The sequence below is a fragment of the Streptomyces sp. NPDC002734 genome, from assembly GCF_040295685.1.
Lineage (GTDB): Bacteria > Actinomycetota > Actinomycetes > Streptomycetales > Streptomycetaceae > Streptomyces.
The window spans coordinates 291,212-312,806 of sequence record NZ_JBEOVU010000004.1 but is presented as its reverse complement, the minus strand read 5'-3'; the positions used below and the strand labels follow the sequence as shown (position 1 = coordinate 312,806).

Below are 21,595 nucleotides of genomic sequence, written 5' to 3'. Positions count from 1 at the left end.
ACGCCCGGTTACATTCCGAACCCGGAAGCTAAGCCTCACAGCGCCGATGGTACTGCAGGGGGGACCCTGTGGGAGAGTAGGACGCCGCCGAACAATTTTTTGGAGGACCCTCGGTCCCAGCGTTCAGCTGGGGCTGGGGGTCCTTTTTGTTTTTCCCCTTTTTGTTCTGCCGCAGTACGGGAACCCGACTGCGCGACGATGCTTAGCAGTACCGAAGACTAGGAGTCACCGATGTCCACCAACTCTCCCGACGAGCGCCCCGAGCGCGAGCCACGCCGCCGGGACGGTGGTGACCGCGGAGACCGCGGCGGCTTCCGCAGGGACGACCGTGGCCCGCGCCAGGGCGGCGGCGACCGCGGCGGTTTCGGCCGGCGTGACGACCGTGGCGGTGACCGTGGCGGCTTCCGCCGCGACGACCGCGGTGACCGTGGGGGCGACCGCGGCGGGTTCGACCGTCGTGATGACCGTGGCCCGCGCCGCGACGACGACCGTGGTGGGTTCCGCGGTGGCCGTGACGACCGCGGCGGTGACCGCGGTGGCTTCCGCGGCCGCGACGACCGTGGCGGCGACCGCGGGGGCGACCGCGGTGGGTTCCGCCGCGAGGGTGGCGACCGTCCCGGGTTCCGCCGTGACAGCGGTGACCGGCCGGGCTTCCGCCGCGACGACCGCGGTGGGGACCGTGGCGGTTTCCGTCGCGACGACCGCGGCCCGCGCCGTGATGACGACCGCGGTGGGTTCCGGCGTGACGATCGTGGCGGTGAGCGCCGCGAGTTCGACCGCGGCGGCGACCGCGGTGGCGACCGTGGCGGTTTCCGCCGTGACGACCGTGGCCCGCGCCGCGATGACGACCGTGGTGGCTTCCGCCGTGATGACCGCGGTGGCGACCGTGGCGGGTTCCGTCGCGACGACCGTGCCCCGCGCCGGGACGACCGTGGTGACCGTGGTGGGTTCGAGCGCCGTGACGACCGCGGTCCGCGTCGGGACGACGACCGTGGTGGGTTCCGCGGCGGCCGTGACGACCGCGGCGGTGACCGTGGCGGCTTCCGCCGTGATGACAGCCGTGGCGAGCGGCCCCAGCGGAGCGACTTCCGTGGCCGTGACGACCGTGGTGGCGACCGGGGTGGCTTCCGCCGTGACGACCGTGGTGACCGTGGTGGGTTCGAGCGCCGTGACGACCGCGGTCCGCGCCGGGACGACGACCGTGGTGGGTTCCGCGGCGGCCGTGACGACCGCGGCGGTGACCGCGGCGGCTTCCGTGGCCGTGACGACCGCGGTGGCGACCGTGGCGGCTTCCGCCGCGACGACCGTGCCCCGCGCCGGGACGACCGCGGTGACCGTGGTGGCGACCGCGGCGGGTTCGACCGTCGTGACGACCGCGGCCCGCGCCGGGACGACGACCGTGGTGGGTTCCGCGGCGGCCGTGACGACCGCGGCGGTGACCGCGGTGGCTTCCGCGGCCGCGATGACCGCGGCGGCGACCGTGGCGGTTTCCGCCGCGACGACCGTGGCCCCCGTCGGGACGACGACCGCGGTGGGTACCGCGGCCGGGACGACCGTCGCGGTGGCGCCGGTGGTGGCGGTGGCGGGCGTTTCCGCGAGGAGCGGGAGCGTGAGCGGGACCGCGAGCCGATCAAGCGGCTGCCGATCCCCGAGGAGGTCACCGGCGACGAACTGGACAAGGACGTCAAGCAGGAGCTCCAGAGCCTGCCGAAGACGCTCGCCGAGGACGTCGCGCGCAACCTGGTGATGGTCGCCCGGCTGATCGACGAGGACCCCGAGGGCGCCTACGGCTACTCCCGGGTGGCGCTGCGGCTCGCGTCGCGTGTCGCCGCGGTGCGTGAGGCCGCCGGCTTCGCCGCCTACGCGAACCAGAAGTACTCCGAGGCGCTGGCCGAGTTCCGTGCCGCCCGCCGGATGACCGGCAACGTCGAGCTGTGGCCCGTGATGGCCGACTGCGAGCGCGGTATGGGCCGTCCCGAGAAGGCCCTCGACATGGCCGGCGCTCCCGACGTGCAGCGGCTGGACAAGGCCGGCCAGGTCGAGATGCGCCTGGTCGCCGCGGGGGCCCGCCGTGACATGGGGCAGCTCGACGCGGCGATCGTGACGCTGCAGAGCCCGGAGCTGGCCTCCAGCGCGGTGCACCCGTGGACCGCGCGGCTGCGGTACGCCTACGCGGACGCGCTGCTCGAGGCCGGGCGCGAGTCGGACGCGCGCGAGTGGTTCGCCAAGGCGGTCGAGTCCGACCGTGACGGCAGCACCGACGCCTCGGACCGGCTGGCCGAGCTGGACGGCGTGGAGTTCGTGGACGCGCTGGACGAGGACGCCGCCGACGAGGACGAGCAGGCGCTCGGTTCCGTCGCCGAGGCGCCCCACGCCGACGACGACGTGGACGACGACGCCGACGACGCGGAGGAGCGCGACGAGCGGCGCACCGGGGTCGAGCGCGACGAGCAGGACGAGGACGACGACGTCGCGGACGACTTCGTGCCCGAGGGCCACGAAGGCCATGAGGGCGACGAGGGCCGCGAGGGCGTCGACCGGAAGAAGTCCGAGGACGACGACCAGGTCTGACAGCGGGTGACCTCCACGTCTCCCGACGCGTGAGGGAATGAGGAAGGGCGGGGCCAAGAGGCCCCGCCCTTTCTCGTTTCCGCGCCCCGGGTCACTCCCCGACCAGGCGAAGGACCAGCCCGGAGGCCGGCTTAGGCCCGAAGGAGGTGGACTTGCGGGGCACGGTGACGCCCTGCTGGGCCAGCTCGCGGACCACGTCCTCGCGCACCGGGTTCAGCAGGACGGCCGTGCCGCCCTCCCGTTCGGCCTTCCGGACGGTCGCCTCGGCGTCGTGGATGTAGGTGATCTGCTCCGGCGAGTCCTCGGGGACGTGCCACACGTGCTCGAGCAGCGCGCAGTGCAGCACGGTGGCGTCCATCGAACGCCAGGCGTCGGGCCGCCCGGACGGCACCGCGCGGGCGAGCAGGTCGGGATCGGGGCGGTCGGCGAGGTGGAAGGCGCCGTCGCCGGCGAGCAGGAAGGCGTTGCCCTCGGCGGACGCCGCCGCGAGGTGCTCCAGAGCCTCGGGCAGGGGGACGTCCAGGCGGCGGACGCGGAACAGGCCGGTCAGGGAGGCCAGGGCGTCGGAGACCGGCAGCCGGCGCAGCAGCCGGTGGATGGCGCGGACCCGCAGCGGATAGCGGGTGGTGTCCACCAGGAGCACCAGTCCGTGGTCCCAGGGGCCCGGAGAGGGCTGCTGGGAGTCGCGGAGCCTGAGGTAGGTGGCCCAGCGGTGGTGGCCGTCGGCGATGAGGGCCTGCCGGCCGCGCAGGTCGTCCTGGGCCGTCGCCTGTTCGGCGGGGTCGGTGACGGCCCACAGGCGGTGGGTGACGCCGTCCTCGGTCACGGTGGACAACAGCGGTTCGCGGACCGCGGCGGCCTCGACGACGGCGGCAGCGCCGGAGGCCTCGCCGTCGCTCCGGTAGGAGAGCAGGAGTGGTTCGAGGTTGGCGGAGGTCGCCCGCATCAGGGCGGCGCGGTCGGCCACCACATGGGGCATCACGTCCTCGTGGGGGAGGACCACACCCTCGTCGGGGTCGGAGAGACGGAGGGCGCCGATCAGGCCGCGCTGCAGCGTGCCGTCGACGGCGCGCTGCTCGTAGACGTAGAGCGCGGGCTCCTCCTCGACGGTCAGCACCCCGTCGTCGAGCCAGCGGCGCAGGGTCGCGGCGGCGCGTGCGTTGCGCTCGTCGGGGTCGAGGGCCTGCGGGAGGATCAGCCGGACGATGTTGTGCGGGTCCAGGGCCTCCAGGTGGTGGAGGCCGTCGGGGCGGACCACCACGTCGTAGGGCGGGGAGGTGACGGCGGCCAGGCTGCGGACCTGGCCGGCCGCGTACCGCAGGCCGCGGAACGGGCTGAGTTCGAGTCCGTGCCGCTCCTGCTCCCCGTGCTGACCTGCTGTGCTCATTGGAGCATCGTAAGTGCGCACCTGGCGTGAGGGATCATCGGGGGAAGAGGCTGGACCCCCAGCGGCGCAGAAGGAGCGATGGACATGAGCCAGACCGTCAGGACGCGGCCCGAGGGCAGCGGCGGGCAGGTGCTGCGCGAGGCCTACGACACGGCCCTGCTCGACCTGGACGGCGTGGTGTACGCGGGCGGGGAGGCCATCGTGCACGCGGTGGACTCGCTGGCCGTCGCACGGGACGCGGGCATGCACCTCGCCTACGTCACCAACAACGCCCTGCGGACGCCCGACACGGTGGCGGAGCACCTGACGGAGCTCGGCATACCGACCGAGGCGGGTGAGGTGATCACCTCGGCGCAGGCGGTGTCCCGGCTGGTGGCCGAGGCGCTGCCGGAAGGCTCACGGGTGCTGGTGATCGGCGGCGAGGGGCTGCGGGTGGCGCTGCGGGAACGCGGCCTGGTGCCGGTCGAGTCGGCGGACGACGACCCGGCCGCCGTGGTGCAGGGGTACGGCGGGCCCGAGATCGCCTGGGGGCGGTTCGCGGAAGCCTGCTACGCCATCGCCCGCGGACTGCCGTGGTTCGCGTCCAACACCGACCTGACGGTGCCGACGGCGCGCGGCATCGCGCCCGGGAACGGCGCGGCGGTCGAGGTGGTGCGGCTGGCCACGGGCGCGGAGCCGAAGGTGGCGGGCAAGCCGCTGCCGCCGATGCACCGGGAGACCGTGCTGCGGACCGGTGCGCGGCGGCCGCTGGTCGTCGGGGACCGTCTGGACACCGACATCGAGGGCGCGTTCAACGGGGACGTGGACTCGCTGCTGGTGCTGACCGGCGTCACCGACGCGGCCCGGCTGCTGGCGGCGGTGCCGGAACACCGGCCCACCTACGTCGACGCCGACCTGCGGGGGCTGCTGGCGCCGCAGCCCGAGGTGACGCCGGAGGGCGACGGGTTCCGGTGCGGCGGCTGGACGGCGGCGGCCGGCCCCAAGGAGCTGACGCTGGACGGGGACGGCGGGCCGATGGACGGGCTGCGGGCGCTGTGTGCGGCGGCGTGGACGGCCGGCGGGCAGGAGGCCTGCTCCCTCGACGCGGGGAAGGCGCTGGCCCGGCTGGGTCTCTGACCGGCGGAGGGTGCCGGCGCAGGGCCGCCGTGCGGTCGGCGTGCGGTCGGCGCAGGGCCGGCGGGGCTCCTCCGGGAGCGGATCGGGGATCACGTGTGCGGGAGGGGAACGGGGGAGCGGGGCCGCAGGTTGGTTAGGTTAACCTAACCGGGTGTTCACAGACACTCCCTCCACGCAGCGCGTCGCGCCGCCGTCCGCAGAGGCCCCACGGCAGCGGCGGCGCTCCGCCGCCAAGGCCGTCGGCCTGGTGGCGGCCCTCGTGCTGCTGGTCGTCGTCGCGACGGCGAGCATCGCGGTCGGCGCCAAGCCTCTGACCATGGGCCAGGTCTGGCACGGGCTCTTCGCGGACACCGGAACCTACGGCGACGTCGTCGTGGGGGAGCGGCTGTCGCGGACCGTGCTGGGACTGCTGGCGGGCGCGGCGCTCGGTCTGGCCGGAGCGGTGCTCCAGGCGCTGACCCGCAACCCGCTCGCCGACCCCGGCCTGCTCGGCATCAACGCGGGCGCCTCGGCGGCGGTGGTCACGGCCATCACCTTCTTCGGCGTCACCTCGGTCGGCGGCTACGTGTGGTTCGCCTTCGCGGGTGCCATGGTGGTGGGCGCGCTGGTGTGGTTCCTCGGCGGCAGCCGGGGTGCGACGCCGGTCAGGCTGGCGCTCGCGGGCATGGCGATCGCCGCCGCGCTCCAGGGCTACCTGCAGGCGCTGATGATCCTCGACGAGGCGGCGCTGGGGCGGATGCGGTTCTGGACCGTCGGCTCGCTGGGCGCCGCGTCCTGGCAGAGCATCGGACAGGTGCTGCCGTTCATCGCCGTCGGCACGGTGCTGGCACTGGCGCTGGCCCGCCCGCTGAACGCGATGGAGATGGGCGACGACACCGCCCGGGCGCTCGGCGCCCACCTCAACCGGACCCGGGCGCTGTCCATGCTCGCGGCCACCCTGCTGTGCGGGGCGGCCACCGCGGCCTGCGGGCCGATCGTCTTCGTCGGGCTGATGGTCCCGCACGTGGTGCGCTCCTTCACCGGGCCGGACCTGCGCTGGATCCTGCCGTACGCCACCGTGCTCTCCCCGGTGCTGCTGCTGGGCGCCGACGTGATCGGGCGGGTCGTGGTGCGGCCGTCCGAGCTGCAGGTCGGCATCGTCACGGCGGTCATCGGCGGGCCGCTCTTCATCTTCCTGGTCCGACGGCGGAGGACGGCGCAGCTGTGACAACCCCGAAGACCTCCCCACGTCCGGGCGCCGGGCGCCGGACCACCGCGCAGCCCGTGCTGCGGATCGGCGGGCGCGTCTCGCTGCGGATCCGGGTGCGCGCGGTGGCCGTGGTCGCGGTGCTGGCCCTCGTCGCGTTCGCCGCGGCGGTGGTGCTGATCGGCACCGGCGACTTCCCGATGTCCTTCTCGGACGTGCTGGGCGTGCTGTTCGGCGAGGGACACCCGGCCGACGAACTGATCGTGCAGGAACTGCGGCTGCCGCGGGTGCTGGTGGGACTGCTGGTCGGCGCCGCGCTGGGGCTGGCCGGCGCGCTGTTCCAGGCCGTCTCGCGCAACCCGCTGGGCAGCCCGGACATCCTCGGCCTCGGCCAGGGCGCGACGGCGGGCGCGCTGACCATGATCGTGCTGTTCTCCGGCAGCGCCGCCGCCGTGACGGCCGGGGCGCTGGTCGGCGGACTGGTCACCGGCACGGCGATCTACCTGCTGGCCTGGAAGCGCGGCGTGCACGGCTACCGGCTGGTGCTGGTCGGCATCGGTGTCAGCGCGGTGATGACCGCGGTCAACAGCTACCTGATCACCAAGGCCGACATGGTCGACGCCGCGCGGGCCGTGGTGTGGATGACCGGCTCGCTGTCCGGACGGGACTGGGCCCAGGTGTGGCCGCTGCTGGCGCTGTGCGTGGTGCTGGTGCCGCTGGTGCTGGCCAACGAGCGGGGTCTGCGGATGACGGAGATGGGTGACGACGCGTCCTACGCGCTGGGCGTGCGCGTCGAGCGGGTGCGGCTGGTGATGCTGGGCTGCGCGGTGCTGCTGGCGTCGGCCGCGACGGCGGCGGCCGGGCCGGTGGCGTTCGTGGCGCTCACCGCGCCGCAGCTCGCGCGGCGGCTCACCCGGACGCCGGGGCCCAACCTGGTGCCGTCCATGGCCATGGGCGCGGCCCTGCTGATCGTCGCGGACCTGCTGTCGCAGCGGGCCTTCGGCTCCGACCAGCTGCCGGTCGGTGTGGTCACCGGCGGGCTGGGCGGCGTCTACCTGCTGTGGCTGCTGGTGGCCGAGCGGAAGGCCGGACGGGTATGAGCACGCGCCGCGACGGCGTCGGAACGACGGGCATGAAGCACATGGGGAAGAGGAGCACCGGCGCCGTGGACAACCGACTGTCGGCCGAGAACGTCACCCTCGCCTACGAGCAGCGCGTCATCGCGCGGGAGTTGTCGGTGGAGATCCCCGACAACTCGTTCACGGTGATCGTCGGCCCCAACGCCTGCGGGAAGTCGACGCTGCTGCGGGCGCTGTCGCGGATGCTGCGGCCCAGCGAGGGGCGGGTGCTGCTGGACGGGCAGGTCATCCAGTCGCTGCCGGCGAAGAAGGTGGCGCGCACGCTCGGGCTGCTGCCGCAGTCGTCGGTCGCCCCGGACGGCATCACGGTCGCCGACCTGGTGGCCCGCGGCCGTTACCCGCACCAGGGGCTGCTGCGGCAGTGGTCCCCCGAGGACGAGCGGGTGGTCCAGGAGTCCATGGAGCGCACCGGCGTCGCCGGGCTGGGGGACCGGTACGTCGACGAGCTCTCCGGAGGGCAGCGGCAGCGGGTGTGGATCGCGATGGCGCTCGCCCAGGAGACGCCGCTGCTGCTGCTGGACGAGCCGACCACGTACCTGGACATCCAGCACCAGCTCGACGTGCTCGACCTGTGCGCGGAGCTGCACGAGGAGCACGGGCGGACGCTGGTGGCGGTCCTGCACGACCTCAACCACGCGGCGCGGTACGCGACGCATCTGATCGCGCTGCGGGAGGGTGAGGTCGTCGCGGAGGGGGCGCCGGGGGACGTGGTGACGGCGGAGCTGGTGGAGCGGGTGTTCGGGATCCGCTGCCAGGTGATCCCGGACCCGGAGACCTCCACCCCGCTGGTCGTCCCCGCCTCCCGCAAGACCCGCGCCACCTCCCCGGCGTAGCCCCGCGTCCCGCCTTCCCCGCCGGCGGGGGTCCGGTGAGGTCACAGGAGGGTTCGGAGGTGGAGGAGGTCGCGGAGGGGGGCTTCGAGGGTCAGGCGGCCGGTGGCCCAGGCGCGGGGGAAGGCGAGGGTGCCGGCGACCAGGGCGAGGAGGTCGTCGCCGGTGGTGGAGAGACGGATGCGGGCCGGTTCGGAGGGCCGCCCGGGAACGACGTCCCGCACCTCCAGGAGGCCCCCGGACAGCCGCCCGGTGAAGGTGACGTCCAGATCGGTGACGTGGTAGCTCAGGGTCCGCTCGACCCCCGCCGCCTCCCGCACCGCCGCCGACGCGGACGCCAGACGCCCGGCGAGCTCCTCCAGTGCCGCACGGCACTCCTCGATCGTGGCCATCGCGACAGACGGTACCCCCGCTCCACGCGGTAGCGTCGTGCCATGAGCGACACACCACCCGAACCGGCGGCCGAGGAGGCCGAAGGGGCGCAGGAGCAGGCCGGCGACCCGGCCGACGAGCCGGCCGCCCCCGCCCCGCTCGGGGTGCCCCGCACGCCCACCGGCGACGCCCGGGTCGACACCGCGCTGGAGCGCCTCGCCGACGCCGACCACCTCGCCGCCGACGGCCACCTCGAGGTGTACGAGGATGTACACGGGGCGCTGCGCGAGGCGCTCACCGCGCTGGACAACCCCATCGCGTCGATGCCGCACGACAACAGGAGCTGAACCGAACGTGGCAGGAGTGGCACGCCGCCGTCTCGACGCCGAACTGGTGCGCAGGAAGCTGGCCCGCTCGCGGGAGCACGCGAGCCAGCTGATCGCCGCCGGGCGGGTCACCGTCGGCAAGGCCGTGGCGACCAAGCCCGCCACCCAGGTGGAGACCGCGGCGGCGATCGTGGTCGCCGAGGACGACAGCGACCCCGAGTACGTCTCGCGGGGCGGCCACAAGCTGGCCGGCGCGCTGGAGGCGTTCGTGCCGCGGGGCCTGAAGGTCGAGGGACGGCGGGCGCTAGACGCCGGCGCCTCCACCGGCGGGTTCACCGACGTGCTGCTGCGCGCCGGCGCGGCCCACGTGGTGGCCGTCGACGTCGGCTACGGGCAGCTCGCCTGGTCGCTGCAGAGCGACGACCGGGTGACGGTGAAGGACCGCACGAACGTCCGGGAGCTGACCGTCGAGCAGATCGACGGCGTGCCCGTGGACCTGGTCGTCGGCGACCTGTCGTTCATCCCGCTAGGCCTGGTGCTGCCCGCCCTGGTGCGCTGCACGGCGCCCGACGCGGACCTGGTGCTGATGGTCAAGCCGCAGTTCGAGGTGGGCAAGGAACGCCTCGGTAGCGGAGGCGTGGTGCGCAGCCCGGAGCTGCGCGCCGAGGCGGTGCGGGAGGTCGCGCGGCGGGCCGGCGAGCTGGGGCTCGGCGTCCTCGGCGTCACCGCCAGCCCGCTGCCCGGACCGTCCGGGAACGTCGAGTACTTCCTGTGGCTGCGTGCCGGGGCGCCCGCCCTGGACCCGGCCGACGTCGAACGCGCAGTGGCGGAGGGGCCGCGTTGAGCGAGAGCAGAACGGACGGGCAGGACCGCACGGTCTTCCTGCTCGCCCACACGGGGCGCCCCGCGGCCATCCGCAGCGCCGAACTGGTGGTGCGCGGGCTGCTCGACGCCGGGCTCGGCGTGCGGGTGCTGGAGTCCGAGGCGCACGACCTGCCGCTGCCGGACAGCGTGCGGACGGTCGCCGAGGCCACGCCCGCCTGCCTGGACGGATGCGAGCTGCTGGTCGTCCTCGGCGGCGACGGCACCCTGCTGCGCGGCGCGGAGTTCGCCCGCGCCTCCGGCGTGCCGATGCTCGGCGTCAACCTGGGCCGGGTCGGCTTCCTCGCCGAGGCCGAACGGGACGCGCTCGACCAGGTCGTGGAGCGGGTGGTCGCCCGCGACTACGAGGTCGAGGAGCGAATGACGGTCGACGTGGAGGTGCACCGCAACGGCAGCGTCGTCCACACCGACTGGGCGCTCAACGAGGCCGCCGTGCAGAAGGTCTCCGCGGAGAAGCTCCTCGAGGTCGTCCTGGAGATCGACGGACGGCCGGTGACCGGCTTCGGCTGCGACGGGATCATCTGCGCCACGCCCACCGGATCGACCGCCTACGCCTTCTCGGCCGGCGGGCCGGTGGTGTGGCCCGAGGTCGAGGCGCTGCTGATGGTGCCGATCAGCGCGCACGCGCTGTTCGCCAAGCCGCTGGTCACCTCGCCGGACTCGGTGCTGGTGGTGGAGGTGCTGCCGCACATCCCGCCCGGCGTGCTGTGGTGCGACGGCCGGCGCACGGTCGAACTCCCGCCCGGGGCGCGGGTGGAGGTCCGCCGGGGCGCCGTTCCGGTGCGGCTGGCGCGGCTGCACCACGCCTCGTTCACCGACCGGCTGGTGGCCAAGTTCGCCCTCCCCGTCTCCGGCTGGCGCGGCGCGCCGCACTGACCGGCGGCGCCCGCGGGCGGCACGCCCGGACGGGGGCGCGTCGCGATCATGGCCGAAGACCTCGTAAGGTCGGGGGCGTGTTGGAGGAGATGCGGATACGGTCGCTCGGAGTCATCGACGACGCGGTCGTCGAGCTGTCCCCCGGTTTCACCGCCGTCACGGGCGAGACCGGCGCGGGCAAGACGATGGTCGTCACCAGCCTCGGTCTGCTGCTCGGCGGACGCGCCGATCCCGCCCTGGTGCGGATCGGCGCGAAGAACGCGGTGGTCGAGGGCCGCATCGCGCTGCCCGCCGGCGCGTCCGTCGTCACCCGTGCCGAGGAGGCCGGCGCCGAGCTCGACGACGGCGCCCTGCTGATCAGCCGCACGGTCTCCGCCGAGGGCCGCTCGCGCGCCCACCTGGGCGGCCGCGGCGTGCCCGTGGGGCTCCTCGCGGAGCTGGCCGACGACCTGGTCGCGGTGCACGGGCAGACCGACCAGCAGGGCCTGCTGAAGCAGAACCGCCAGCGCCAGGCACTGGACCGGTACGCGGGCGCGGCGGTGGCCGGCCCGCTGGAGAAGTACACGGACGCCTACCGGCGGCTGCGGGCGGTCTCCGCCGAGCTGGAGGAGATCACCACCCGGGCCCGTGAGCGCGCCCAGGAGGCCGACCTGCTCCGGTACGGCCTGGAGGAGATCAACGCCGTCGAGCCGCGGCAGGGCGAGGACACCGAGCTGGCCGCCGAGGCGCAGCGGCTCGGGCACGCCGAGGCGCTGGCGCAGGCCGCCACCGTCGCGCACACCGCGCTGGCCGGCGACCCGGAGGACCCCGAGGGCGTCGACGCCGGCGCCCTCGTCTCGGGCGCCCAGCGCGCCCTGGAGGCGGTCCGCTCGCACGACCCGGCGCTGGCCGCGCTGGCCGACCGGGTCGGCGAGATCGGCATCCTGCTCGCCGACGTCTCCGGCGAACTCGCCGGGTACGCCGGGAACCTGGACGCCGACCCGCGCCGGCTCGCCGCCGTGGAGGAGCGCCGGGCCGCGCTGACCGCGCTGACGCGCAAGTACGGCGAGGACGTCGCCGCGGTGCTGGCCTGGGCGGAGCAGTCGGCCGCCCGGCTCACCGAGCTCGAGGGCGACGACGACCGGGTGGGCGACCTCACCGCCGAGCGGGACGCGCTGCGCGTCGAACTCGGCACGCTTGCCCAGCAGTTGACCGACGCGCGCACCGAGGCCGCCGAGCGGTTCGCCGCCGCGGTCACCGAGGAGCTGGCCTCGCTGGCCATGCCGCACGCGCGGGTCTCGTTCTCCGTCCGGCAGACCGAGGACCCCGAGGGCGTTGAGGTCGGCGGCCGCACGGTCGCCTACGGGCCGGCCGGCGTCGACGAGGTCGAGCTGCTGCTCGCCCCGCACCCCGGCGCCCCGGCGCGGCCGATCGCCAAGGGCGCGTCCGGTGGTGAGCTGTCGCGGGTGATGCTCGCCGTCGAGGTGGTCTTCGCCGGCACCGACCCCGTCCCGACCTACCTGTTCGACGAGGTCGACGCGGGGGTCGGTGGCAAGGCCGCGGTGGAGATCGGGCGTCGTCTCGCCCGGCTGGCGCGGACCGCACAGGTCGTCGTCGTCACCCATCTGCCGCAGGTGGCGGCGTTCGCCGACCGGCAGCTGCTCGTGGAGAAGACCAGCGACGGGTCGGTCACCCGTTCGGGCGTGAAGGTGCTCGAGGGGGAGGACCGGATCCGTGAGCTGTCGCGGATGATGGCGGGCCAGGAGGACTCCGAGACGGCCCGGGCCCACGCCGAGGAGCTCCTGGAGTCGGCGGCGGCGGCGCGCGCCGAACTCTGAGCGCAGCGGCCCGTGCGGCTGGGCCGTGCGGGTGGAGCCGGTCGGCGGGCCGCCCGGGCTCTGGCATCCTAGGCGGCGACCGAACGAGCACGGGCGGGCGGCGGGGGACCCTCGCGGGCCCGCCGCCCGGCCGCCGCACCCCGGTGACCGACCGCACGAAGACCGCACGACGCTCGACCAGGAGCCCAGGCGCCCGTGACCCTTGTGAACACCCCCGCCCCCACCGGCCTCACGCCGCTGCGCACCGTCCAGGTGACCGGTGGCAGTGCGGCCGGGAGCACCCATGTGCGGTCGCTGAGCGCCGGCCTGGTCGCCAGGGGCGTGCGGGTGACGGTGTGCGCCCCCAGCGACACCGAACACACCTACGGGTTCACCGCCGTCGGGGCGCGGCACGTGCCGATCCCGCGCAGCAGCGATCCCGCCTCGGTGGCGGCACTGCGCATCGCGTGCGCCGACGCCGACGTGGTGCACGCGCACGGGCTGCACGCCTCGTTCCGCACCGTGCTGGCGCTGGGTGGCCGCCGTACGCCGCTGGTGGTGACCTGGCACAACCGGGCCAGGGCCGAGGGCGCGGCGCGGGCCGCGGTGCTGAAGGTGCTGGAGCGGCGGGTGGTGCGGGCGGCCGCGGTGGTCCTCGGGACCTCCTCCGGCCTGGTGGACCGGGCCCGGCGGCGGGGCGCGCGGGACGCGCGGCTGTCGGCCGTGGGCCTGCCGCGCGCCCTGCCACCGGGTGGGGCACGGCTTGCCGGGGGAGACCGCGGCGGCGACCTCGACGGCGACCGGCGGGCGAAGCTGCGGGCCGAACTCGGCGCGCTGGGGCGGCCGCTGGTCCTCGCGGTGGGCGCCCTGGAGGAGGGCCGCGGCCACCGGCTGCTGCTGGACGCCGCGCGACGGTGGCGGGGCGCGGGGGACGGCCCGCTGGTCGTGGTGTGCGGAGAGGGCTCGCTGCGGGGGGAGTTGCAGCAGCGGATCGAACAGGAAGGGCTGCCGGTACGGCTGTTGGGGCGGCGGGAGGACCTGGCGTCCCTGCTGACGGCGGCGGACGTGGCGGTGGTGCCGGACTGCGCGGAGGGCCGCTCCCTGCTCGCCCAGGAGGCGCTGCACGCGGGCGTCCCGCTGGTCGCGGCGGACCTGCCGGGGATGGCCGAACTGGTCGGCGACGGGGCGGAACTGGTGCCCGCGGGCGACGCCGGCGCCCTCGCCGGGAAGGTCTCCACGGTCCTCGCCGACGCGGCGTGGCGGGAGGAACTGGTGCGGCGGGGAGTCTCGCAGGCCGCGGCGTGGCCCACCGAGGACGAGACGGTCGCCCAGGTCCTCAGCGTCTACGACGAGCTCGCCCAGCCCCTGCCGCTCCCCTGAGGGACTGTCGGTCCCCGACGGTACGGTGCCGTCCATGACCGACGACCGGACCTTTCCCGGCCCCGGGGGTGGGGTGGCGGACGAGGACCGGGTGGCCACCCTTGCGGTGCGGACCTGCACTCCCGCACCCCTGCGGGCAATCGCCCCCTGGGCGGCCCAGGCGCCCGCAGTACCGGCAGGCACGGTCCCGCCCCCCAGGGGCAGCGGGGTTCGGGTGTACGTGGACGGGCCCGGCCCCCGGCCGCCGGGGCGGTGGGGGCGCGGGCCCGTGAGGTGGAGGGTCAGCCGCCGTAGGCGCCGGAGGCGGTGAGGCGCAGGGCGGTGTCGATGAGCGGGACGTGGCTGAAGGCCTGGGGGAAGTTGCCCACCTGACGCTGGTGCTTGGAGTCCCACTCCTCCGCCAGCAGGCCCAGGTCGTTGCGCAGCGACAGCAGCTTCTCGAACAGCCGCCGCGCCTCGTCGACCCGCCCGATCATCGCCAGGTCGTCCGCCATCCAGAAGGAACAGGCCAGGAACGCCCCCTCGTCGCCCGCCAGGCCGTCCACGTTGTCCTCACCCGGATGGGTGGGGTAGCGCAGGATGAACCCGTCCGGCGTCGACAGCTCCCGCTGGATCGCCTCGATCGTGCCGATGACCCGCTTGTCGTCCGGCGGAAGGAACCCGACCTGCGGGATCAGCAGCAGCGACGCGTCCAGCTCCTGCGAGCCGTACGACTGGGTGAAGGTGTTGCGCTCCGGGTCGTAGCCCTTCTCGCAGACGTCCCGGTGGATGTCGTCGCGCAGCTCCCGCCACCGCTCCAGCGGACCCTCCGCGTCGCCGGACTCGACCAGCTTGATGGTGCGGTCCACCGCCACCCAGGCCATGACCTTGGAGTGCACGAAGTGGCGGCGCGGGCCGCGCACCTCCCAGATGCCCTCGTCCGGCTGGTTCCAGTGGTTCTCCAGGTAGCGGATCAGCTTCAGCTGGAGCTGCGAGGCGTAGTCGTTGCGGGACAGGCCGGTCATGTGCGCCAGGTGCAGCGCCTCGATCGTCTCGCCGTAGACGTCCAGCTGCAGCTGGTGGGCCGCGCCGTTGCCGACCCGGACCGGGGCGGAGTTCTCGTAGCCCGGCAGCCAGTCCAGCTCCGCCTCGCCGAGCTCGCGCTCGCCGGCGATGCCGTACATGATCTGCAGGTTCTCCGGGTCGCCCGCGACCGCCCGCAGCAGCCACTCGCGCCAGGCGCGGGCCTCCTCGCGGTAGCCGGTGCGCAGCAGCGAGGACAGGGTGATCGCCGCGTCACGCAGCCAGGTGTAGCGGTAGTCCCAGTTGCGGACGCCGCCGATCTCCTCGGGCAGCGAGGTGGTCGGCGCGGCGACGATGCCGCCGGTGGGCGCGTAGGTGAGCGCCTTCAGCGTGATCAGCGAACGGATCACGGCCTCCCGGTAGGGGCCGTGGTACGTGCACAGGGCGACCCACTCGCGCCAGAAGTCGTCGGTCGCCGCCAGCGACTGCTCCGGCTCCGGCAGCGGCGGCGGCTCCTTGTGCGAGGGCTGCCAGGACAGCGTGAAGCCGAACCGGTCGCCCTCGGAGACGTCGAAATCGGTGTAGGTGGTGAGGTCCTGGCCGAAGGTCGTCAGGTCGTCCTCCTCACCGGCCGCCTCGAGCACGTCGGTGTCGAACCACACGGAGTCCGGGCCGGCGACGCCGACCAGACGCCCGTTGCGGCGGTGCACCCAGGGCACGATGCGGCCGTAGGAGAACCGCATCCGCAGCGCGGAGCGCATGGGGACCGTGCCCGACACGCCCTCCACGATCCGGACGACCTGCGGGGCCCCGTCACGCGGCGGCATGAAATCGGTCACCCGGACGGTGCCCTCCGGGGTGTCCCACTCCGACTCCAGGACGAGTGAGTCGCCCCGGTAGCGGCGGCGGGTGGCGGCGGGCGCTTCGGCCTCCGGCGCGTGGGCGGGCCCGACGCGCCAGAACCCGTGATCCTCGGTGCCCAGCAGGCCGGCGAAAATGGCCTGCGAGTCGAAGCGGGGCAGGCACAGCCAGTCCACCGTGCCGTCCCGGCAGACCAGGGCGGCGGTCTGCATGTCTCCGATGAGTGCGTAGTCCTCGATACGCCCGGCCACGTGCAACTCCAGTCGAACGGCCACATCGTCCCGGCAGGGACGGTCGCTCTCTTGCGGTCAAGTCAAAGGGGGAGTGAAGCGGAAAGAATCTGTAGTTCGCTTGAGTGTGAGCTGACGCTCCCGTATGTCCGGTGTATCCGGGGACACGGCCTGTGACACGGGCTTGGGTGGTGCCGTCTTGCCCGGCCGGGCGGTCAGCGAGTGTCCGAGCAGGATACGACGCATGATGATGATGCGCGCGACGCTCGGGGCAACAAGAGTGATCCGAACGGGTGGGCGGCCGGTGACGCCGGGAAGCCGCAGGTCACGGCGGTGGCCCAGGTGCGCGGACGCCTTTGGTCCCGCGCGCTGATACCCTGGTAGCCCGTGGACCGGTGGGAGAAAAACCCCGGCACCGCAGCGACGGCCCCCCCGGCGAAACCGGGTCGGCAAGCCGCTCCGCAACCCCAGACACCGCCACCACGGGAGCCCCCCTTTGGCCATGCCCGCTGCTTTTCGAAACAGCAACGCCACGACGACCAAGCACATCTTCGTCACCGGGGGTGTCGCCTCCTCGCTCGGGAAGGGCCTGACGGCGTCGAGCCTCGGCATGCTGCTGAAGGCCCGCGGTCTGCGTGTCGTCATGCAGAAGCTGGACCCCTACCTGAACGTCGACCCGGGCACGATGAACCCCTTCCAGCACGGTGAGGTGTTCGTCACCAACGACGGCGCCGAGACCGACCTGGACATCGGCCACTACGAGCGCTTCCTCGACCGCGACCTCGACGGCTCGGCCAACGTCACCACCGGCCAGGTCTACTCGACGGTCATCGCCAAGGAGCGCCGGGGCGAGTACCTGGGCGACACCGTCCAGGTCATCCCGCACATCACCAACGAGATCCGGCACCGCATCCGCCGCATGGCGACGGACGAGGTCGACGTCGTGATCACCGAGGTGGGCGGCACGGTCGGCGACATCGAGTCGCTGCCCTTCCTGGAGACGGTCCGCCAGGTCCGCCACGAGGTCGGCCGCGACAACGTGTTCGTGGTGCACATCTCCCTGCTGCCGTACATCGGCCCCTCCGGCGAGCTGAAGACCAAGCCGACCCAGCACTCGGTGGCCGCGCTGCGCAACATCGGCGTGCAGCCGGACGCCATCGTGCTGCGCTGCGACCGCGAGGTCCCCACCGCCATCAAGCGCAAGATCTCGCTGATGTGCGACGTCGACGAGGACGCCGTGGTGGCCTGCCCGGACGCCCGGTCCATCTACGACATCCCGAAGACGATCCACGGCGAGGGCCTGGACGCCTACGCGGTGCGCCGGCTCGACCTGCCGTTCCGCGACGTCGACTGGACCACCTGGGACGACCTGCTGGACCGCGTCCACAACCCCGACCACGAGATCACCCTGGCGCTCGTCGGCAAGTACATCGACCTGCCCGACGCCTACCTGTCGGTGACCGAGGCGCTGCGCGCCGGCGGTTTCGCCAACAAGGCCCGCGTCAAGATCAAGTGGGTCACCTCCGACGACTGCCGGACCCCGGCCGGCGCCGCCGAGCAGCTCGGCGACGTCGACGGCATCTGCATCCCCGGCGGCTTCGGCGACCGCGGCGTCTCCGGCAAGGTCGGCGCCATCCAGTACGCCCGCGAGAACCGCATCCCGCTGCTCGGCCTCTGCCTGGGCCTTCAGTGCATCGTGATCGAGGCGGCCCGCAACCTGGCCGGCATCCCCGACGCCAACTCCACCGAGTTCGACCCGGCGACCGCCCACCCGGTGATCTCCACCATGGCCGAGCAGATGGACATCGTCTCCGGCGAGGGCGACATGGGCGGCACCATGCGCCTGGGCATGTACCCGGCCAAGCTGGCCGAGGGCTCCGTCGTGCGCGAGGTGTACGACGAGAAGGAGTACGTCGAGGAGCGCCACCGTCACCGCTACGAGGTGAACAACGCCTACCGCGCGGAGCTCGAGAAGAAGGCGGGCATCCTCTTCTCCGGCACCTCCCCGGACGGCAAGCTCGTCGAGTACGTGGAGTACCCGCGCGAGGTGCACCCCTACCTGGTGGCCACCCAGGCCCACCCGGAGCTGCGCTCCCGCCCGACCCGCCCGCACCCGCTGTTCGCCGGTCTGGTGAAGGCCGCGGTCGACCGTCAGCAGGGGACCGGCGCCTACGCCGGCTGAGCACGTGTTCCCACGCCGCGACCGGTGCCCGTGGTGATCGTTGCGGCGATCGGGTGACGATACGGTGGCCGGGGTACGCGCCTTTCGAGGGCGCGTGCCCCGGCTTCGGCGTTTTCGCGCGCTGTTTCCCCGGTGTCGAGTAGTGGTGAGTGATGGTGGAGAGGACTGGCCCGATGACCGACCAGGTGATCAAGGACACCCCGGAGGAGTGGGAGATCCGCTCGTCGAGCACCCCGTTCACGGGCAAGAAGACCTCCGTGCGGACCGACGAGGTGGTGATGCCCGGCGGCGCGGTCGTCGGCCGCGACTACCAGGTGCACCCCGGCTCGGTGGCCGTGCTGGCGCTGGACGAGCAGGACCGCGCGGTGGTGCTGCGCCAGTACCGGCACCCGGTGCGCCAGAAGCTGTGGGAGATCCCGGCCGGCCTGCTGGACGTGCCCGGTGAGAACCCGCTGCACGCCGCCCAGCGCGAGCTGTACGAGGAGGCGCACGTCAAGGCCGAGGACTGGCGGGTCCTCGCCGACGTCTACACCACCCCCGGCGGCTGCGACGAGGCGGTGCGGATCTTCCTGGCGCGCGGGCTCTCCGACGCCGAGGGCGACCGCTTCGAGGTCGAGGACGAGGAGTCCGACATGGAGCTCGCCCGCGTCCCGGTCGCGGACCTGGTGCGCGGCGTGCTGGCGGGGGAGCTGCACAACAACTGCCTGGTGGTCGGTGTGCTGTCGCTGGTCGCGGCGCGCGCCGGCGACGGGCTGGAGGCGCTGCGGCCCGCCGAGGCGCCGTGGCCCGCCCGGCCGTTCGAGGCGTAGGCCCTTCGAGGGGCGTTGGCCCTTCGGGCAGGGCAGGCCCCCTCAAGCGGGGCGTAGGCCCTTCGGGCAGGAGCAGGACATCCCGCGCGGGGCGCCGCCGGTTCGGACGAACGGGCCGCGCCCCGCGTCCGGTCGGGGGACCGGGCGCGTGTGGTCCCCCGTTGCGCCGCCCCGGTGTGAACTACGCTCGTGCAAGGCCCCGCAGACGGGGTGGCGCGCGTGCATGACGGGAGTGTGGCCCGTGACCGACCAGGCGGTGGACACCGGCAGCCAGGCGTCGACGGACACGGCACGACGGCCCTCCGGAGAGCCGTCCGCGCCGCCACCGGCCCCCGCCCCGGCGCCGCGCACCCCGCCCGGCCGGACGCAGCGGCAGGTGCGCCCCGCGCCCGCCTCGGGCTTCGTGGGGCGCTCCCGTGAGCTCAAGGAACTGCTGTCGGACATCGAACGGGCGGGCCTCAACACCATCGCCGGCCGCAAGGCCCCGCGCGCCCGCGTCCTGCTCGTCGCGGGCCGCCCCGGCTCCGGCCGCAGCGACCTCGCCGAGGAACTGGTCCGCCGGATCGCCGACCGCTACCCCGACGGGGTCCTGCGGGCCCGGCTCACCGAACCCGGCGGCCGCCCCGTCCCCGCGGGCCAGGCCGCCCGCCGCCTCCTCGAAGCGCTGCCGGCCCCGGCGGCCGTGCCCGCCCCCGCCGCGGCCGTGAGGCCCGCGCCCGCCGACCAGGCGCCCGCCGACGCCGCGTACACCGATGCCGTGCCGCCCGCGTACACGGCGCCCGCCGATGCCGCGCCCGCCGACCACGCGCTCGCGGGGGAAGCGTCCGGATCACGGTCCGCGGCCGCGGCCGTCGCGCCCGGGGCGGAGGACGACGAGGTGACCGCCGCGCTGCGGCAGGCGCTGGCCGGGCGGAGGGTACTGCTGCTCCTGGACGACGCCGCGGACGCGGAGCAGGTCGACGAGCTGGTCCCCGACTCCCCGGACTGCCTGGTGGTCGCCGTCGCCCGCGGACCGCTCACCGGGATCCCCGACGTGCGGCCCTGCGTCGTCGGCGGACTGGACACCCGCTCCGCCGTCGACCTGCTCACCCGCCGGATCGGGGAGGTCCGGGTCACCGTCGACCCGTGCTCCACGCAGCAACTGGCCGAGGAGTGCCACGGCGAGCCCGCCACCCTGCTGCTCGCGGGCGGCTGGCTGGCCGACCGCCCCAAGGTCGCCGTCGCCGATCTGGTGGCCCAGCTGCGCGCCGACCCGGCGGCCGGCCCGCTGGAGCGCATGCTCGGACTGGTCCACGACGGTCTCCCCGCGGCCGCCGCGCGGATGCTGCGGCTGCTGTCCCTCGCCCCCGCCGGGGTGGTCGACCCGCACACCGCCTCCGCCCTGGCCGGCTGCTCCCCGCAGACCGCGACGGAGACCCTGGACAGGTTCCACCGCCTCGCACTGCTGCGGCAGGTGCCCGCCGCCGGCCTGCTCTACGAGGTCCCCGGCTGCCTGCATCCCCTGCTCGCCGCGCTCGCCGGGCGCCTGGACCGTCCCGCGGAGCTGCGACTGGCCCGCGCCCGCACACTGGAGCGCACGGTCCGGCTGCTGCACGCCTGCCGCGTCGCCACCGGGACCGACGAGGGCGCCCGCGTCCGGCAGCAGGCGCTGCCGCGGGCGCTGCGCTTCCCCGGCCCCCAGGAGGCCGCCGCCTGGCTCACCGAACGCCGTGACCTGCTCCTGGCCGCCGCCAGGACGGCCGCCGACGACGGGGAGCTGGACACCCTGGCCCGCCGCCTGATGTCCCAGCTGGTGCGCGCCCTGGTCGCGCACGTCGGCGGCGACGGCGCGGCAGCCGACCTGTACGCGCTCCACCAGCTGATGCTGGACGTCGCCGGCCGGCGCGGACTCGCCCGCGAGAAGGCCGCGGCCCTGCTCAACCTCGCCGACCTGGACGCCCGCACCGGACGCGCGGCCGAGGCGCTGACCCGCTACCGGGCCGCCCTGGACGCCGGGCGCCAGGCCCAGGACCCGTACGCCGTCGGCCGGGCCATGGAGTCGATCGGCGCCGCCCACCAGGAACTCGGCGACCTCGACCGGGCCGCCGACTGGTACGGCCGCGCCCTCGCCGAACGCCTCGCCCGCGACCAGCGCGCCGAGGCGGCCCGGCTCTACGGCCGCATCGCCACCGCCCACGCCCTCGCCGGCCGGCACGAGGAGGCGCTGCGCCACCGGCGGGCCGCCGTCACCGAGCACCGGCGCGGCGGCGACCTGACGGCCTGCGCGCGCGCCCTGGGGGAGCTGGCGCACGCCCAGGAGCACGCCGGGCGCTTCGAGGAGTCCCTTCGCACCTACCGGGAGGCGATCACCTGGACCCGCCGCGCCGAGGACGGGCGGCTGGAGGCCGGGCTGCACCTGAGGCTGGCCGACGTCCTGGAGCGCCTGGGGGACCCGTCCGCCGCCCGGCTGCACCGGCAGAGCGCGGAGCGCCTGCCGTCCGACGACCTCTCCGACGGGCCCCGCTGACCCGGTAGCGCACGGGTCGTCCCGGATCGTCTCCCGGCCCCTACGAAATCAGTGGCGTATCCCTCGGGTAACGCTGGCTTTACAAGGCTAGACAGAGGGAAATCCTTCATTAGACTGGCGATGTCGCCGTTCTCCGGCGTGTAT

Annotated in this window: 16 protein-coding genes and 1 rRNA gene; 14 read left to right on the top strand and 3 right to left on the bottom strand. The window is 74.5% G+C overall.

Annotated features, from left to right (window positions below):
- Both rrf and ABT026_RS06355 read left to right on the top strand, forming a co-directional pair.
- Positions 1-93, top strand: a 5S ribosomal RNA gene (rrf, locus tag ABT026_RS06360); the annotation flags it as partial.
- Positions 94-1,638: 1,545 nt separating this feature from the next.
- Positions 1,639-2,571, top strand: a complete 933-nt coding sequence (locus tag ABT026_RS06355; protein ID WP_351112792.1) for a tetratricopeptide repeat protein — start codon at positions 1,639-1,641, stop codon at positions 2,569-2,571.
- Between the two features lie 91 nt (positions 2,572-2,662).
- Here ABT026_RS06355 and ABT026_RS06350 read toward each other — a convergent pair whose 3' ends face one another.
- Positions 2,663-3,958: a DUF1015 family protein gene (locus tag ABT026_RS06350; RefSeq protein ID WP_351112750.1), complete on the bottom strand. Its 1,296-nt coding sequence runs from the start codon at positions 3,956-3,958 to the stop codon at positions 2,663-2,665.
- A gap of 84 nt (positions 3,959-4,042) precedes the next feature.
- On the opposite strand from ABT026_RS06350, the gene ABT026_RS06345 reads away from it, so the two are divergent.
- The 4 genes from ABT026_RS06345 to ABT026_RS06330 all read left to right on the top strand — a co-directional run bounded on the left by ABT026_RS06345 (position 4,043) and on the right by ABT026_RS06330 (position 8,232).
- A complete protein-coding gene (locus ABT026_RS06345; RefSeq protein ID WP_351112748.1) occupies positions 4,043-5,074 on the top strand; it encodes an HAD hydrolase-like protein in 1,032 nt (343 codons plus the stop codon).
- Between the two features lie 151 nt (positions 5,075-5,225).
- Positions 5,226-6,281, top strand: a complete 1,056-nt coding sequence (locus tag ABT026_RS06340; protein WP_351112746.1) for a FecCD family ABC transporter permease — start codon at positions 5,226-5,228, stop codon at positions 6,279-6,281.
- Positions 6,282-6,337: 56 nt separating this feature from the next.
- The gene (locus ABT026_RS06335) at positions 6,338-7,360 is read left to right on the top strand and encodes a FecCD family ABC transporter permease (RefSeq protein WP_351112790.1); all 1,023 of its coding nucleotides are present in this window, start codon (positions 6,338-6,340) and stop codon (positions 7,358-7,360) included.
- Between the two features lie 41 nt (positions 7,361-7,401).
- Entirely contained in the window at positions 7,402-8,232 is an 831-nt protein-coding gene (locus ABT026_RS06330) for an ABC transporter ATP-binding protein (protein WP_351112744.1), read from the top strand.
- Positions 8,233-8,273: 41 nt separating this feature from the next.
- Here the strand turns inward: ABT026_RS06330 and ABT026_RS06325 are convergent, their stop codons facing one another.
- Complete coding sequence (locus ABT026_RS06325; protein ID WP_351112742.1) at positions 8,274-8,621, bottom strand: SCP2 sterol-binding domain-containing protein; 348 nt, start codon at positions 8,619-8,621, stop codon at positions 8,274-8,276.
- Positions 8,622-8,663: 42 nt separating this feature from the next.
- On the opposite strand from ABT026_RS06325, the gene ABT026_RS06320 reads away from it, so the two are divergent.
- From ABT026_RS06320 to ABT026_RS06300, 5 genes are all read left to right on the top strand, one after another.
- A complete protein-coding gene (locus ABT026_RS06320) occupies positions 8,664-8,948 on the top strand; it encodes a hypothetical protein (protein ID WP_351112740.1) in 285 nt (94 codons plus the stop codon).
- 7 nt (positions 8,949-8,955) lie between these two features.
- Positions 8,956-9,771 carry a TlyA family RNA methyltransferase gene (locus ABT026_RS06315; protein ID WP_351112738.1) on the top strand — a complete coding sequence of 272 codons (816 nt, stop codon included), beginning with the start codon at positions 8,956-8,958 and terminating at the stop codon, positions 9,769-9,771.
- A complete protein-coding gene (locus ABT026_RS06310) occupies positions 9,768-10,685 on the top strand; it encodes an NAD kinase (protein WP_351112736.1) in 918 nt (305 codons plus the stop codon). Before ABT026_RS06315 ends, ABT026_RS06310 begins: the two co-directional genes overlap by 4 nt.
- An 89-nt stretch (positions 10,686-10,774) precedes the next feature.
- Positions 10,775-12,502, top strand: coding sequence for a DNA repair protein RecN (gene recN / locus ABT026_RS06305; protein ID WP_351112789.1), 1,728 nt, complete (start codon positions 10,775-10,777; stop codon positions 12,500-12,502).
- Positions 12,503-12,697: 195 nt separating this feature from the next.
- Positions 12,698-13,861, top strand: coding sequence for a glycosyltransferase family 4 protein (locus ABT026_RS06300; protein ID WP_351112734.1), 1,164 nt, complete (start codon positions 12,698-12,700; stop codon positions 13,859-13,861).
- A gap of 281 nt (positions 13,862-14,142) precedes the next feature.
- Here the strand turns inward: ABT026_RS06300 and ABT026_RS06295 are convergent, their stop codons facing one another.
- Positions 14,143-15,975, bottom strand: a complete 1,833-nt coding sequence (locus ABT026_RS06295; RefSeq protein WP_351112732.1) for a glycoside hydrolase family 15 protein — start codon at positions 15,973-15,975, stop codon at positions 14,143-14,145.
- Positions 15,976-16,456: 481 nt separating this feature from the next.
- Between ABT026_RS06295 and pyrG the strand changes: the two genes are divergently transcribed.
- The 3 genes from pyrG to ABT026_RS06280 all read left to right on the top strand — a co-directional run bounded on the left by pyrG (position 16,457) and on the right by ABT026_RS06280 (position 21,451).
- Entirely contained in the window at positions 16,457-18,136 is a 1,680-nt protein-coding gene (gene pyrG / locus ABT026_RS06290; RefSeq protein ID WP_351112730.1) for a CTP synthase, read from the top strand.
- Positions 18,137-18,309: 173 nt separating this feature from the next.
- Complete coding sequence (locus ABT026_RS06285; protein ID WP_351112728.1) at positions 18,310-18,945, top strand: NUDIX domain-containing protein; 636 nt, start codon at positions 18,310-18,312, stop codon at positions 18,943-18,945.
- A 376-nt stretch (positions 18,946-19,321) separates the two neighbouring features.
- On the top strand, positions 19,322-21,451 hold the full coding sequence (locus tag ABT026_RS06280; RefSeq protein WP_351112787.1) for a tetratricopeptide repeat protein: 2,130 nt from the start codon (positions 19,322-19,324) through the stop codon (positions 21,449-21,451).
- The last annotated feature ends 144 nt before the right edge of the window (positions 21,452-21,595 follow it).

What these genes read in the sequence shown, in the direction of transcription:
- ABT026_RS06350 (WP_351112750.1), bottom strand. Translation starts at nt 3,958, where the DNA reads ATGAGCACAGCAGGTCAGCACGGGGAGCAGGAGCGGCACGGACTCGAA.
- ABT026_RS06345 (WP_351112748.1), top strand. Translation starts at nt 4,043, where the DNA reads ATGAGCCAGACCGTCAGGACGCGGCCCGAGGGCAGCGGCGGGCAGGTG.
- ABT026_RS06330 (WP_351112744.1), top strand. Translation starts at nt 7,402, where the DNA reads ATGGGGAAGAGGAGCACCGGCGCCGTGGACAACCGACTGTCGGCCGAG.
- ABT026_RS06325 (WP_351112742.1), bottom strand. Translation starts at nt 8,621, where the DNA reads ATGGCCACGATCGAGGAGTGCCGTGCGGCACTGGAGGAGCTCGCCGGG.
- ABT026_RS06320 (WP_351112740.1), top strand. Translation starts at nt 8,664, where the DNA reads ATGAGCGACACACCACCCGAACCGGCGGCCGAGGAGGCCGAAGGGGCG.
- recN (WP_351112789.1), top strand. Translation starts at nt 10,775, where the DNA reads ATGCGGATACGGTCGCTCGGAGTCATCGACGACGCGGTCGTCGAGCTG.
- pyrG (WP_351112730.1), top strand. Translation starts at nt 16,457, where the DNA reads ATGCCCGCTGCTTTTCGAAACAGCAACGCCACGACGACCAAGCACATC.
- ABT026_RS06285 (WP_351112728.1), top strand. Translation starts at nt 18,310, where the DNA reads ATGACCGACCAGGTGATCAAGGACACCCCGGAGGAGTGGGAGATCCGC.